The sequence below is a fragment of the Arthrobacter sp. CAN_A6 genome, assembly GCF_015751715.1.
Taxonomy (GTDB): Bacteria; Actinomycetota; Actinomycetes; order Actinomycetales; family Micrococcaceae; genus Arthrobacter_D.
In genome coordinates, this window is sequence record NZ_JADOUV010000006.1 from 112997 (window position 1) to 127514 (window position 14518).

Here is a 14518-nt window from a genome sequence, read left to right on the forward strand (position 1 = left end):
CTTCGACGTTCACATGCGTTGGTAACGTGAGCGCACCACCAGAAAGATGCCGTAGCAGATGAGTCCCACGGCCACCGAACCGAGGAGCCAGATGCCGAACGGTGCCTCCTGGAGGGACTTCAGGGCGCCATCGATCCCCGTCGACTCTTCGGGATTGTTCCGCACCGTTGCAAGAACCAGCAGTACGCCGAGCACGCCGAGGGCGGCTCCCTTCGCCACGTACCCCACCGATCCGAGGACAGTGACCGCCTTGCCCGCGCTGCCGCCCGGAAGAGCCTTCAGATCCTTGCGGAACCGCTGGGTTGCCCCGCTGTAGATGAAGTACCCACCGGTGACCACAGCTCCGACGCCGATCGCGATGAGGAACGCCGATCCTGCAGGGTTGGACATCAGTGAGGCACTGACCGATCGGGTGGAACCGCTGCTGCTCGTCGACCCGCCGAGAGCGTAGATACCGAAGGTGGCGCCGATAGCTCCGTAGACGACCGCCTGGCCGGCGAACTTGAGCTGGCGCCCGAGTTTGTCCTTGCCGCCAACTGCCTTCGTCGCAAGGAATGCCTCACTGAGCATGAACAGGGCGAGGGCGCAGCAGCCGAGGAAGCAGGCCCAGAGCAGGATGCTGCCGCCCGGGCTTGCCGCCAACTGGGCAATGGCTCCGCTTTGGTCGGCGCTGCCCGAACCACCGTTGGCAATCCGCAGCGCAATTGCTCCGATGAGAATATGGAGGAGTCCGGCGGCGATATATCCCGCTCGGGCCGCGAGGATGAAGCCCTTCGAATCGGTGGCATCCGCTGCCTTGGTGGCTTGCCGTTCGATCTGGCCCATGGGTCCTCCTGCTGAGATGTCCCCTCATCCTGCCACTTCGGGGGCAGCATGGGTGCGTCTTCCCGGGGATATTCTGGAGTTCATCGGCGCCCCGGTTCCCGGGAATCCCCTCGGGAGGTTCCGTAGGTGCGGGAAGTGACAGGTGGAGCACCATGAGGCAGTTCACGTATCCGGACGTCGGCGCGACGGACCGGCCGTATCCGGAGCGACTCGACGGCGACTGGCCGGAGGGCTACCGGGGCATGGCCGAGTCGCACGGAATCGAGGCTGCTGATCCTGCCGCTGCTTTCCTCGCACTGGCCGACGGCATCCTGTCCTGGGAACTCCATCGCGGCGCAGGCCTCACTATGGAGCCGGATGCGCCCCGAGCCGCACCGGGTGGTGAAGTGGTCTCCGGATTCGGGATCGGCAGGGCGAGGATTCCCGCGCCCTGCCGCGTCGTCTGGGCGCGGGAGGCCCTGCTCGACGGCGCAGGGCGCGCTGTCCTCGAGCAGCGGGCCGGTTTCGGGTACGGCACCCTGAAGGGCCACCCCGTGCGGGGGGAAGAAGGTTTCTATGCCGAACTGACCGCGGCGGGAAAGCTGATCTTCACCTGCAGTGCCTACAGCGTTCCCGCGAACCTGCTCTACACGATCGGCTCCCCCGTCACCCGGCTCACCCAAAAGTACGTCCTGTCCCGCTATGTCGGGGCGGCGCGGAGACTTGCAGGGCGGTGAAGCGACCTACCCGAAGTGCCTCGGAAGCGTTCCCTCATGTGCTTCCCGCAGTTGCCCGAGCGGCAGGTTGAAATAGCCCTGGACATCGAGCGCCTGATTCTCGACATCCACCACACCGATGCGGATCGCGGGGAAGTTCCGCGCGGTGCACATGTCGTTGAAGCGCACTTCTTCGGACCGGGGAACACTGACGACGGCGCGGGCCTGGCTCTCGCTGAACAGCGCGGTGAAGGCGTCGACGCCGTCGCGCTCGCACAGCTCGTCGAGGCCGATGCGCGCGCCCACGCCGAAGCGCAGCGCCATCTCGCACAGCACGGCGGCGAGGCCACCCTCGGAGAGGTCGTGTGCGCCGTCCACCATGCCGTCGCGTGAGCAGTTCACGAGGATGGCCGCGAGCGTCTTCTCCGCGGTGAGATCGACGGCGGGGGGCCGGCCGCCGAGGTGCCCGCGGAGGTTGGCCCATTCGGAGCCGTCCAGCTCATCCTTCGTGGTGCCGATCAGGTAGATGGCCTGCCCGTCCTCACGCCAGCCCGACGGCGTGCGGCGTGCGACGTCGTCGAACACTCCCAGCACGCCGACCACCGGGGTGGGGTGGATGGCCACGCCGCCGGTCTGGTTGTAGAGCGAGACGTTGCCGCCGGTCACCGGGACGCCGAGTTCCTGGCAGGCGTCGGCCAGCCCGCGTACGGTCTCGGCGAACTGCCACATGACCTCGGGGTCCTCCGGCGAGCCGAAGTTGAGGCAGTCGGTGACGGCGAGCGGCTGGGCACCCGAGGTGGCGACGTTGCGATACGCCTCCGCAAGGGCAAGGCGTGCACCCTCGTAGGGGTCGAGGTAGGAGTAGCGCCCGTTCGCGTCCGTCGAAATGGCGACGCCGAGGCCGGTCTCCTCGTCGACGCGGACCACGCCGGCGTCGTCGGGCATCGCCAGTGCCGTGTTCCCCTGGACGTAGCGGTCGAACTGGTCGGTGACCCAGTCCTTCGAGCACATATTCGGGGACGCCATGAGCTCCAGCACTGCTTCCCGCAGGTCTTCGGGCTGCTTGCCGGAAAATGCATCTGCCTGCACCCCGTCGAGCCACTCGGGCCGTGAGTAGGGGCGTTCGTAGACCGGGCCGTCGTGGGCCACGGTGCGGGGATCGACGTCGACAATCTTCTCGCCGTCCCACTCGATGATGAGCCTGCCGGTGTCGGTGACCTCGCCGAGCCACGAATACTCGACGGCCCACTTGTCCAGAATCGCCTCGAAAGCCTCAGTGTTCTCCGGCGTCACGACGGCCATCATGCGTTCCTGCGACTCGGACATGAGGATCTCGCCGGGCGTGAGGCTCGGGTCACGCAGCAGCACGTTGGTGAGCTCCACGTGCATGCCGCCGTCACCGTTCGAGGCCAGTTCCGAGGTTGCGCAGGAGATTCCGGCGGCGCCGAGGTCCTGGATGCCCTCCACCACCGAAGCCTTGAACAGTTCGAGGCAGCACTCGATGAGCACCTTTTCCGCGAACGGATCGCCGACCTGGACGGCGGGGCGCTTGGACGGCTTATCGGCGTCGAACGATTCGGAGGCCAGCACCGAGGCGCCGCCGATGCCGTCGCCGCCCGTCCGCGCTCCGAAGAGGACCACCCGGTTTCCGACGCCGGACGCGTTGGCGAGCCGGATGTCCTCGTGGCGCAGCACGCCGACCGCGAGGGCGTTCACCAGCGGGTTCCCCTGGTACACCGAATCGAAGACCACTTCGCCGCCGATGTTCGGCAGGCCGAGGGAGTTGCCGTAGCCGCCGATGCCCGCCACGATCCCGTGGACGAGGCGCGGGGTGTCGGGGTGGTCGATGGCGCCGAAGCGCAGCGGATCCATCACGGCGACGGGTCGGGCGCCCATGGAGATGATGTCGCGGACAATGCCGCCGACGCCGGTTGCGGCGCCCTGGTACGGCTCCACGAAGGAGGGGTGGTTGTGGGATTCGACCTTGAAGGTCACGGCCCAGCCATCTCCGATATCGACTACGCCCGCGTTCTCGCCGATCCCGACGAGCAGGTGTTCCTTCATGGCGTCGGTGACCTTGTCGCCGAACTGCCGAAGGTGCACCTTGGAGGACTTGTAGGAGCAGTGCTCGCTCCACATCACCGAGTACATCGCGAGTTCGGCCCCGGTGGGGCGGCGCCCGAGAATTTCCTCGACGCGCTGGTACTCGTTCTCCTTCAGGCCGAGCTCCGCCCACGGCAGGCTCTGGCCCGGGGAGGCTTCTGCATTGGCGACGGAGTCGATGTTGAATTTTTTGGACGTATGCGTCAACTTAGCCAACCAACTTCTTGAGTACCGAGGTGAAAATGCCGAGCCCGTCGATGCCGCCGCGGACTCCGACCGGGCCCTTCGCTGACGAATCGGGGCCGAACCCGGCCTCGACGGCGTGCTCGGGGTGGGGCATCAGCCCGACGACGTTCCCTGCCTCATTCGAGATGCCGGCAATGTCCCGGCGCGAGCCGTTGGGGTTGCCGTCCACGTAGCGGAACACCACGCGGCCTTCCCCCTCGAGGACGTCGAGGGTGTAGTCGTCCGCCACGAACTGGCCGTCCTGGTTCTTCAGCGGGATGACGAGTTCCTCACCCTGGAAGTACTCGGAGGTCCAGAAGGTGTCGGCGTTCTCGACGCGCAGCCGCTGGTCCCGGCAGAGGAAGTGCAGGGAGTTGTTCTTGATCATCGAACCCGGCAGCAGGTGGGCTTCGGTGAGGACCTGGAATCCGTTGCAGATGCCGAGCACCGGTAGGGCACCGGCATTTCCGCTGGCGCCGCCGGCTGCCGCCGTGATCTGCTCCATGAGTGGAGCGAAGCGGGAGATGGCACCGGCCCGTAGGTAGTCGCCGTAGGAGAAACCGCCGGGGATGATGACGGCGTCGACGCCCTGCAGATCGTGGTCGCCGTGCCACAGGTGGATCGCGGACCCGCCCGCGAGGCGCACGGCGCGCACTGCGTCGCGGTCATCGAGCGACCCGGGGAAGGTGACGACGCCGACCCTCACGCCGTTGAGCGGGTTGTCGGCGTTGTTCGAGGCCACTGGCTGAGGACCGCCGATCAGGGGCGTCTCGACGCTCACTGCGCGTCCTCCTCGAGAACCTCCACGCGGGTCACGTCCTCGATCACGGGGTTCGAGAGGAGTGTCGATGCGGCCTGGCGGGCCTGCTCGAGCACCTCGGCCGTGACCTCGCCCTCGACGGTGAGCTCGAACCGCTTACCCTGGCGGACGCCGGCAAAACCGTTCAGGCCGAGCCGGGGAAGTGCTCCCGCAATGGCTTTGCCCTGCGGGTCAAGGATTTCGGGTTTGGGCATGACATCGACAACGATCCGGGGCATCCGGCAACTCCTGTGGGGCGGCGAGGGCTGGGAGTACCAGCATTGAATGCAGTCGCCCGGAAGTGCCGTCTCACGCTGGTGGCCAGCGCTCCGCGAGCTTGCCCTCCAAGTCTATTGCACATCCCCTTCGCGCTTCACCTTGGAAGCCACCGGAACCCGCTAGGCTGCGCCGCCTGCACCGAGGATGCCGCGGACGGCGTTCCAGCGCAAGATTTCGCAGCCGTCCGTCAGTGCGAACCGCGCGCGGACCTGCGTGCCGTTCACCGTTCCGCTGATCGAGGCTGTCTGTGGTCCGCCGTACTGCTGGGTACAGACGACGTTCGTGTTGGGCAGTGCATTGAAAAAATCCGCTCCGAGGCTTTGCACAGTGGCACAGGCCTCGTCGGCGTTGGGAAGCGTGGTGTTCGGACCCGACGCATCGCCGGAGCACTCGAGGACGTACTCGACGGGCTCAGCGGTCTCGGACTGTCGGATCTCGACGGTGAGGAGCGTGGTTGCCTCGGTGCTGGCAGCGGACGACGGTGGCACGGGGGAGGGCATGGTGGACTCCTGGCTGGGAGGGGCTGGTGCTGGGGGCGGCATGACCGACTCCTGGCTGGGAGGGGTCGGTTCGGCGGGGGTGGCGCCTGGGTCGCCACCGCAGGACACGAGGGCGATATGCACCGCAACCGCGGCGAGCGCCAGTCCGGGCCGGCCGATGCGTGCTGGCTGGCGGTGAACGCGATCCATGGGCCTCCTCGTGGCAGCTTCGTTCAGCGTAGCGGCAGTGCCGCCCGGCAGGGCTCGACGGCCCGCTGGAGTTCATCGAGGAGCCGACGCCGTAGTTCCTGCGACTCCGCCGAGAACGCGCGCTGCTTCCTGACGTACTCCGCCTTGCCTTCCGGTGTCTCGATCCGGATGGGTGGGAAGCCCCACTCCGAGAGGTCGTAGGGTGAAGCGCGCATATCCATGGCACGGATGCGCCAAGACAGTTCGAAGCAGTCCATGACAATGCCGCTCGAGAGCAGCGGAGTCAGCTTGTACGCCCATTTGTAGAGGTCCATGTTCGCGTGGAGGCACCCGGGTTGTTCAAGGGTCCGCTGGTTCTCACGCGTGGGCGTGAGCTCGTTGCGGGGTACCGCTTCGGGTGTGTAGAAGCGGAAGGCGTCGAAGTGGGTACAGCGGATTTTCTCGGCCTCTACGACGCCGTCCGTTCCCTCAGCGCCGAGCCTCAGCTCCAGATACTCGTGCCGCACGCCGTTGAGCCGGGATTTGTAGGCCATTGCCCACTCATGGAGACCGAAGCAGCCGAACTGTGCGGGACGGGCTGCCGTCCCGGAGAGAATGGTGAGGGTGAAGTCGACGGTAGCCCCACGGTCGTGGAGGATGGCGGCACCATCGACGCCCACGCCGTCGTCGTTCTGTGTGTAGTACTTCCAGCCTGTCCGATCCAGGGCCGCCGCCCCGGCAAGCGCCACTCCCGCTCCGGGGTGCCACCTCAGAAGCTGCCCCGGTTTCTGGTTGTAGTACGTGAAGAGGAAGTCTTCAACGGGGTGCTTCGCGCCGGTGGAGCGGCGGAGCAGGTACGGTGCAGTGAACCTTCGCACGCGTGACTGGTGGATCTCCTCGAGTACGAGCCACTCCGTTTCGGCGAGGAGCGTTGCGGATCGCGAAGACATCGTTCCATTATCACCTCCCTCCAATTCCGTACATAGTCGGCAAAGAATTTCGGCAGCGGGCCCGCTTTGCTCTGGATGAATGGTGTTGCCTGGGGTAAGTTTGTGACCGCTGTGACGCTTGTGACTGTTGTCACAAGAGGAGTCTCATCCAGGGGTCCCAGCATGAGGGGATCGGCGATGCCGCGCCCGCACTGACGAAAGGCAATTTTTCCTATGACACGACAAGGCCAAGCCGTGCCGCGGAGCTCCAGGTTCCGCACAGCCACGGTTATCGCTTTGGGGATGCCGTTACTCATGGCATCAGCCTCGCTGGCACCGGCCGCGATCGCGGCGCCGGCGCCCCTGCAGACCACCCCCCAGATCCAGGGCGCCGGCAGCTTCGAGGACGGTTCCTACATCGTGATGCTGCAGGAGCACCCACTCGCCTCCTACGACGGAGGAACGGAAGGAATTCCGGCAACGAAACCAGGCAAGGGCGAGAAGCTGGAGCTGGATTCGCCGAACGCCCGGGCCTATGAAGCGCGTCTGAAGAAGAAGCAGCAGGACGTCGCGGCCGTCGTCGACATCGAGGTCGACTCCTCCTACACCGTCGCCCTGAACGGCTTTGTCGCAGAACTGACGGCGGGCCAGGCAGCACAACTGGCGAAGAACCCCGACGTCTACGCGGTGGCGCCGAACGTACAGAACAGTCCCGACTACTCGAGCACTGAATTCCTCGGTCTCCCGGGGGAGGACGGCGCGTGGGCCACCCAGTTCGGTGGAGTCGAGAACGCGGGCAAGGGCACTGTCGTGGGTGTCATCGATACGGGTTACCGGCCGGAAAGTGCGTTCCTGACCGGCGCCCCGGTCCAGCCCCTCACGGGAGCGCCCGTGGTCGGCGAGCCGTACCTGACGCCCGAGGGCGAAATCGCGATGCTGAAGGCCGACGGCACCACCTTCCTGGGGGATTGCGAAGTCGGCGAAGAGTTCGACGGCAGCGCGTGCAACTCGAAGGTCCTGAGCGCCCGCTACTACGCTGACGATTTCCTACAGTTCGCCACCCCATCGGAGAACGAAGTTCTTTCGCCGCTGGACATCGATTCCCACGGCACCCATACCGCCTCGACTGCCGCAGGCAATGCGGACGTGCAGGTGTCGGTCGACGGACGCGACTTCGGCAAGGGCGCCGGCGTTGCTCCCGCCGCAGCAGTAGCGGTCTACAAGGTCTGCTGGGAGAACGCCCAGGCAGCGGGCGGTTGCTACAGCTCCGCGTCAGTATCGGCGATCGAACAGTCCATCATCGACGGCGTGGACGTCCTCAACTATTCGATCTCGGGAAACAACAACTCAACCACCGACCCCGTCGCCATGGCGTTCCTTTCCGCGGCATCGGCCGGGATCTTCGTTTCGGCCTCGGCCGGCAACTCGGGCCCCACCGCGAGCACTGTGAACCACAGCTCGCCCTGGCTGACCACGGTGGCTGCAAGCACCTTCTCGCACGCGCTCCAGGGCACCGTCGAACTCTCGGACGGCACCAAGTACCGCGGAGCTTCAGTGATGAACCGGAACGTTCCCCAGACCGCCGTCGTGCTCGCGGCCAACGCGGGCCGCGAGGGCGCGGCCGCCTCCGCGGTCGCCCTGTGCACCCCTGGCACGCTTGATCCCGCGAAGGTCGCAGGAAAGATCGTGGTCTGCGACCGCGGCGTCGTGGATCGTGTACTCAAGAGTGCTGCCGTCTCGGAAGCTGACGGCGTAGGCATGGTCCTTGTCAACGTGACTCCGGGATCGTTGGACCTCGACCTGCATGCAGTACCGACGGTGCATGTCGACGGCACTGCCATCAAGGAGAAGCTCGCAGCGAACCCTACGCTCACCGCCGCGTTGGTCGATGAGGACACTACCGGCCTTCCCACCTCACCTGACCCGCAAATTGCGGCGTTCTCCTCGCGCGGGCCGTCACTGGCTGCGAATTCCGACCTTCTGAAGCCCGATGTGGCAGCCCCCGGAGTCAACGTACTCGCAGGCGTCTCACCGGTGAAGACAGGCGAGAACTTCGGATTCCTCTCGGGAACCTCCATGGCCGCACCTCAGGTTGCCGGTCTCGGAGCCCTCGTCCTGGCGGAGAACCCGGCCTGGTCACCGGCAGCTGTGAAGTCCTCGCTCATGACCACCGCGGGGGACCTCGTCAATGAGGACAGCAGCACCAATGAAGACCTTTTCGCAACCGGAGCAGGCCATGTGAACACGGCAGGCCTGCTCAGCCCCGGCCTCGTGTACGACGCCGACGCCGATCACTGGAACGGTTTCCTCCAGGGCCTCGGAGCGGAACTGGGCCTGAAGAAGAAGCAGGTGGTGGAAGCACGGGATGTCAACGTGCCGTCCTTCGCCCTGGGTCACCTCACCGGCAAGGTCACCGTGACCCGTACCGTCACCGCAACCGCACCCGGCAGCTACACCGCGAGCGTTGATCTCCCCGGAATCGACGCATCGGTCTCTCCCGCCAGGCTGGACTTCACTGCAGCAGGCGAGTCGAAGTCGTTCGAGGTCACTTTCGAAAACAGGACGGCCGCACTTGACGCGTTCGCCATGGGCCATCTCACATGGACCGAGAGCAAAGGCACCACTGTCACATCGCCCGTCACGGTGCGTCCGGTGACTGCCACCGCTCCCGAATCCGTTGACTTCAAGTCCGCCAAGGGTTCCGGATCCGGGAAATTCGACGTCGTGTCCGGACTCAACGGCCCGGTCGACGTTGCTGTGCAGGGCCTTGGTAAGGCCGACCGCAGCGACATCGAGCTCCTGCCAGGCGGTGCTGCCAACGTCGTATCCGACGCCAGCAACAACGTCAGCGAGGTCGTGGTTCCCGAAGGCACCTCGCTCGCGAAGTTCGCAGTGAACGCTGCGGACGCGGCTGATGACTTCGACCTCTTCGTTCGGACGCCGAACGGAAGTGTTCTTCAGGCGGCTACGGCCTCCGCGAGCGAGGCACTTGTGCTGAACAACCCTGTACCGGGGACCTACCGGGTCATCGCCAACCTGTTCAGCACGGCGGACAACGGCCCCGGAGCAGGCACTGTCGAGTCGACTGTCCTGGGTGGAGACGAAGGAAACCTGACGGTCGACCCCAACCCGTTGCAGCTCGCCAACGGCCAGGAAGCAAAGGTCAACGTCTCCTGGAACGGCCTTGAGGCAGGCAGCTATGTCGGTCTCGTCCAGTTCGGAACAGGACCTGTAACTACTGTCAACGTCACGGTGGGCAGCGGCAAGAAAGCGGCCGGCGCTCCTCCAGTGGCTCCGGTCGTGGTGGATGGTGGGGCTCCCGCCGTAGAGGTTTCACTCCTTCGCTAGGAGCTTGTCCAACAGAAGGGACCGGCAGCTGCGGCTGCCGGTCCCTTCTGCTGTCCTGCAGCTGCCGGTGCCCTAAACTGGAAGGGCTCCCTGCGGAAAGGCTCTGGTTCCATGGACAAGAATCCGGTTGACAAAGAAGAAGAGCCGCCGAGGCCCGGCATGGTCGAGCGGTTCATGAAGGTCACGGGAAAGGCGCGGGTCTTTTTCGGTCCCGCGCAGTCGAGCTCACTCGACCACCCGATGACAGCTGAGAACGAAGCGCTGCTTCAGCAACAGCGTTCCGAGGCAGACCAGTGGGAAACCGAGACGCGCGCCGATGGAAGTACCTACATCGTTCCGCGCAGGGTTCGATAACCCTCTGCTGTCGCTACGATCCGTAGCGACAAGCTAGCGGCCCGACCCCGCGTACACGGTGGCGGTGGCTTCGCCGTCGAGCTCGAAAGCAGCGTGGACCGCTCGTACCGCGGTGTCCAGGAGATCGGCGCTCGTCACTACGGAGATGCGGATCTCCGAGGTGGAGATCATGTCGATATTGACCCCCGCATCGGACAGGGCCCGGAAGAAACGATAGGAAACCCCGGGGTTGGACCGCATTCCGGCTCCGATCAGCGACAGCTTTCCGATCTTCTCGTTGTAGTCGACTGCTTCGTAGCCCACCCGGGCCTGCGCCTCTCCGAGCGCGGCGAGAGCTGCGGCTCCGTCCACGATGGGGAGGGTGAATGAGATGTCGGTGCGGCCCGACCCGTGCGTGGACACGTTCTGGACGATCATGTCGATGTTCGTGTGTGCCCCGGCCACGATCCCGAAAATCTCGGCGGCCTTGCCGGGGATGTCGGGCACTCCTACCACCGTGACTTTTGCTTCCGAGCGGTCGTGCGCTACACCCGAGATGATTGGCTGTTCCAAGGGTTCTCCCTCTTGAATCGTGATCTTGTCGTCGGGGCTGGGCAGTACCCAGGTTCCCTCGTGGTGGCTGAAGGAGGAGCGCACGTGAAGGGGTACCCCGAACCGGCGGGCATACTCCACGCAGCGCAGGTGCAGGATTCTGGCGCCGGAGGCTGCCATCTCGAGCATCTCCTGGCTCGAGATGGTGTCGATCTTCTGCGCGGACGGCACGACGCGCGGGTCGGCGGTGTAGACGCCGTCGACGTCGGTATAGATTTCACAGACGTCCGCATCCAGGGCTGCAGCGAGGGCGACGGCCGTGGTGTCGGATCCCCCGCGGCCCAGCGTCGTGATGTCATTGCTGTCGCGGCTCATTCCCTGGAAGCCCGCGACGATAGCGACGTCGCCTTTTTCGATCGCGGTGCGGATCCGGTGGGGAGATACATCGATGATGCGGGCCTTGCCGTGGATTGCGTCGGTGATCATGCCGGCCTGGCTCCCCGTGAAGGAGTGCGCGGACGCCCCGAGACCGTTGATGGCCATTGCGAGGAGGGCCATGGAAATCCGCTCGCCGGCGCTGAGCAGCATGTCCATCTCGCGGGCGTGCGGGGCACTCGACACCTGTGACGCCAGATCAAGGAGCTCATCGGTGCTGTCACCCATCGCGGAGACCACCACGACCACCTGGTTGCCGGCGGCCTGCGTCTCGACCACCCTGCGAGCTACGCGCCTGATGCCCTCGGCGTCGGCAACCGAGGACCCGCCAAACTTTTGAACTATGAAGCTCATGCGCTCACTTACCGATCCTTGACACGAAGTTGACGTTGCCGGACCAGAGCGCAGCGGCGATCTGCAATCCGACCAGCACGGCGACCCTGGCGACTGGTGCGGCCGTCCGAGGCATGCCTGATGCGGACGGGACACCGTGCAAGTGTAGCGGCGTGACCGGAAGTCCTCGAACTTTGTGTCGGGTTCCGGGGTTCAGGAGGGTGACCTGTGTTCTATGGTCAACCTATGACCAACGAACATGGGGGAATCGTTGTCGACGGCGTTGCGCGGAAGTTCGGTTCCGTGCACGCGATCCGGCACATCGATTTCGTAGCACCACCCGGCGAAGTGACCGCCCTGATCGGGCCCAACGGATCGGGGAAGACCACGCTGATGCTCATTATGGCGTCGCTTCTTGCTCCCGATCGGGGAACGGTGCGGGTGGGCGGATTCGATCCGGTAACCCAGACTGCGGCGGTGCGCCGATCGGTCGGGTGGATGCCGGACACCCTTGGCTTCTGGGAGTCCCTCACGGTGCTTGAGGTCCTGACGACGCTCGGTGCCTTATATGGTATGCGGCCGGTTCACCGCACCCGGCGGGCGCATGAACTACTCGAGACAGTGGGCCTCGCCGACTACTCGGGGCAACCTGCAAGGGTGCTGTCCAGGGGGCAGCAGCAACGACTGTCGCTGGCGCGAGCCCTCATCCATGATCCCCAGATCCTGCTGCTGGATGAGCCGGCATCGGGCCTCGACCCGGGCTCACGGGTGGAGCTGAGGACGTTGTTGAGGACACTCGTCGGCGGAGGCAAGACCGTCGTCATATCGAGTCACGTCCTTTCTGAACTCGATGAGATCGCAGACCGCGCGGTCTTCGTCAACGGCGGGGAGTCCGTCAAGAGTCAGACCATCGACGAGGCCGGCACCCAGACGCGCCGCTATTGCGTCCAGGCGGAGCCGATGTCCGCTCTTGCTGCGGCATTCACCAGCCACGGCGTCCGCTTCGTTGAGCGGGGCGACTCGAGGCGTGTCGAGTATCAGGTGGAGTTGACCGGCACGCAGGAAGCTGCTTGGCTGCTGCGCACCCTTGTGTTGGCGGACGTCGTCGTCACAGCATTCGCGCCGGCCGGCGGCGCACTGGAAGAGACCTACATGAGCCTGGAGACGGATCGACGATGAGTACCGATACCGCCCCGCGTTCCGCTGCCGGAGAAGCTCCCGAGGCTGACCGACTTCCCTTCTGGTCCGCCCTCCGGACGGTGTTCTGGCTCGAAATGCGGCAACGCCTCCGCGCCAGGGGGTGGTACATCATGCTGGCCATCTGGCTCGTCGTCCTCGGGATGATCTTCGTCCTCGCCACGGCTTTCCTCGGCGCCAGCGACAACCGGGGACCAGTGCTCTTCGACATGGTGGTCGGATTCGTGCTGTTCCTCGGTCTGCTTGTGGCGCCGGGACTGTCCGCGAACGCGGTGAACGGCGACCGTGCAGCAGGAACGCTGGCGATCCTCCAGGTCACCCTGCTCACCCCGGGCCAGTTGCTCGTCGGAAAATGGCTGGCGTCCTGGGCCGGTTCCCTGGCCTTCCTCGTGGTGAGCTGCCCGTTCATCTTCTGGGCTCTGGCGCTCGGAGGTGTGCCGGCCGGTGAGGCGTTCGTTTCCCTTGGGATGCTCGCCCTGGAGTTGGGACTCATTGCCGCTGTCGGGGTGGGCGTCTCCGCTCTCGCCAATCGGCCCCTCTTCTCCATCGTCATCACGTACATGCTCGTTGCGATGCTGACTGTCGGCACGCTCATCGTCTTCGGCCTGACCATGCCGCTGGTGTCCGAAAGGACGACCGTGACCATGTCATACCAGTCCTACACCAGTTCCGAACTGCTCGACGAAACAAGCGTCCCTGATCCGGCTGATTTCGAGTGCGTCACGGAAACCTCGGTGCAGGATGTCCCCCGCACCGAGCGGACCGCCTGGCTTCTCGCGGCGAACCCCTTCGTTGTTGTCGCCGATGCCGTTCCGTATGCGCGTGACCGGCAGGACCCTACGCCCCTTGGTGGGCAGTTCGAACAGCCCGGCGTCATGGAAGCGATCAGTCAGGGCGTCAGGATGATGCAGGCAGGCCCCGACACCAATGTGACCTGTGACGAGATCGGTGTAGCTCCCGACCTTGGGGGACAACCGCCCATCTGGCCTTTGGGGGTGGCTCTGCAGGGCCTCCTGGCGGGCGGGCTGCTCCTGCTGGGACGGAAGAAGCTGACGACGCCGGCCGTCCGCCTGGCGCGCGGGACAAGGATTGCATGACGAGCGCGAGCCACGCCCTGTACCCTGTTGCCGACTCTGACCGCCTACCTACGACATGGCCCGGCGCCCTTCGAAGGCGCGCCCGAGCGTGACTTCATCGGCGTATTCGAGGTCGCCGCCCACCGGCAGCCCCGAAGCCAGCCGGGTCACGGGGATACCAATGGTCTTGAGCATGCGCACCAGATAGGTGGCAGTCGCTTCGCCCTCCAGGTTGGGGTCGGTGGCGATGATGATCTCCTGGATCTGCTCGTCGGACAGCCTGCTGAGAAGCTCGCGGATGCGTAACTGCTCGGGTCCGACGCCTGCGATCGGGTTGATGGCACCGCCCAGAACGTGATACCGGCCTCGGAAAGAGCGTGTCCGCTCCACGGCGATCACGTCCTTCGATTCTTCGACGACGCAGATCATGGTCGGATCGCGGCGCGGGTCGCGGCAGATCCCACACGTTTCCTGTTCAGCAACATTCCCGCAGATCGCGCAGAACTTCACGCGTTCCTTCACGGTGGTGATCGCGGTGACCAGCCGTTGCATGTCTTCGCTGTCCGCTTCAAGGATGTGGAAAGCGAGGCGTTGCGCGGATTTCGGGCCCACTCCCGGGAGGCGTCCCAGCTCATCGATGAGTTCTTGGACTGCGCCTTCGTACACGTAACCTTCTCTGTTCGGTTGATGATCATCGGATGCTGTTCCCAACCAGGATTAC

At 65.2% G+C, this 14518-nt stretch carries 13 protein-coding genes; 5 read left to right on the plus strand and 8 right to left on the minus strand.

From position 1 onward, the window contains the following. Window positions 1-9: 9 nt before the first annotated feature. Window positions 10-825, minus strand: coding sequence for a DUF1206 domain-containing protein (locus IWX75_RS11520; protein ID WP_196822392.1), 816 nt, complete (start codon window positions 823-825; stop codon window positions 10-12). Between the two features lie 152 nt (window positions 826-977). Here IWX75_RS11520 and IWX75_RS11525 point away from each other — a divergent pair, with 152 nt between their 5' ends. Next, entirely contained in the window at window positions 978-1541 is a 564-nt protein-coding gene (locus tag IWX75_RS11525) for a DUF1990 family protein (protein WP_196822393.1), read from the plus strand. A gap of 6 nt (window positions 1542-1547) precedes the next feature. Here IWX75_RS11525 and purL read toward each other — a convergent pair whose 3' ends face one another. The 5 genes from purL to IWX75_RS11550 all read right to left on the minus strand — a co-directional run bounded on the left by purL (window position 1548) and on the right by IWX75_RS11550 (window position 6544). Beyond that, window positions 1548-3839, minus strand: coding sequence for a phosphoribosylformylglycinamidine synthase subunit PurL (gene purL / locus IWX75_RS11530; RefSeq protein ID WP_334684284.1), 2292 nt, complete (start codon window positions 3837-3839; stop codon window positions 1548-1550). Next, complete coding sequence (purQ, locus tag IWX75_RS11535) at window positions 3832-4629, minus strand: phosphoribosylformylglycinamidine synthase subunit PurQ (RefSeq protein WP_442858973.1); 798 nt, start codon at window positions 4627-4629, stop codon at window positions 3832-3834. The genes purL and purQ overlap by 8 nt, the downstream gene beginning before the upstream one ends. Further along, window positions 4626-4886 carry a phosphoribosylformylglycinamidine synthase subunit PurS gene (gene purS, locus IWX75_RS11540; protein ID WP_196822394.1) on the minus strand — a complete coding sequence of 87 codons (261 nt, stop codon included), beginning with the start codon at window positions 4884-4886 and terminating at the stop codon, window positions 4626-4628. The genes purQ and purS overlap by 4 nt, the downstream gene beginning before the upstream one ends. Before the next feature lie 159 nt (window positions 4887-5045). Continuing rightward, window positions 5046-5615 (minus strand): SSI family serine proteinase inhibitor, encoded by a 570-nt coding sequence (locus IWX75_RS11545; RefSeq protein ID WP_196822395.1) that lies wholly within the window; start codon window positions 5613-5615, stop codon window positions 5046-5048. Window positions 5616-5638: 23 nt separating this feature from the next. Next, a complete protein-coding gene (locus tag IWX75_RS11550; RefSeq protein WP_196822396.1) occupies window positions 5639-6544 on the minus strand; it encodes a 3-methyladenine DNA glycosylase in 906 nt (301 codons plus the stop codon). 213 nt (window positions 6545-6757) lie between these two features. On the opposite strand from IWX75_RS11550, the gene IWX75_RS11555 reads away from it, so the two are divergent. Together IWX75_RS11555 and IWX75_RS11560 are read left to right on the plus strand one after the other, a co-directional pair. Next, window positions 6758-9871 (plus strand): S8 family serine peptidase, encoded by a 3114-nt coding sequence (locus IWX75_RS11555; protein WP_442858974.1) that lies wholly within the window; start codon window positions 6758-6760, stop codon window positions 9869-9871. A 111-nt stretch (window positions 9872-9982) separates the two neighbouring features. Then, on the plus strand, window positions 9983-10225 hold the full coding sequence (locus IWX75_RS11560) for a hypothetical protein (RefSeq protein WP_334684286.1): 243 nt from the start codon (window positions 9983-9985) through the stop codon (window positions 10223-10225). Between the two features lie 33 nt (window positions 10226-10258). Here IWX75_RS11560 and IWX75_RS11565 read toward each other — a convergent pair whose 3' ends face one another. Beyond that, window positions 10259-11545 (minus strand): aspartate kinase, encoded by a 1287-nt coding sequence (locus IWX75_RS11565; RefSeq protein WP_196822398.1) that lies wholly within the window; start codon window positions 11543-11545, stop codon window positions 10259-10261. A 225-nt stretch (window positions 11546-11770) separates the two neighbouring features. On the opposite strand from IWX75_RS11565, the gene IWX75_RS11570 reads away from it, so the two are divergent. Together IWX75_RS11570 and IWX75_RS11575 are read left to right on the plus strand one after the other, a co-directional pair. After that, window positions 11771-12703, plus strand: a complete 933-nt coding sequence (locus IWX75_RS11570) for an ABC transporter ATP-binding protein (RefSeq protein WP_196822399.1) — start codon at window positions 11771-11773, stop codon at window positions 12701-12703. Continuing rightward, the gene (locus IWX75_RS11575) at window positions 12700-13818 is read left to right on the plus strand and encodes an ABC transporter permease (protein WP_196822400.1); all 1119 of its coding nucleotides are present in this window, start codon (window positions 12700-12702) and stop codon (window positions 13816-13818) included. The genes IWX75_RS11570 and IWX75_RS11575 overlap by 4 nt, the downstream gene beginning before the upstream one ends. A 48-nt stretch (window positions 13819-13866) precedes the next feature. Here IWX75_RS11575 and recR read toward each other — a convergent pair whose 3' ends face one another. Beyond that, on the minus strand, window positions 13867-14463 hold the full coding sequence (gene recR, locus IWX75_RS11580; RefSeq protein ID WP_196822401.1) for a recombination mediator RecR: 597 nt from the start codon (window positions 14461-14463) through the stop codon (window positions 13867-13869). Window positions 14464-14518 lie beyond the last annotated feature (55 nt).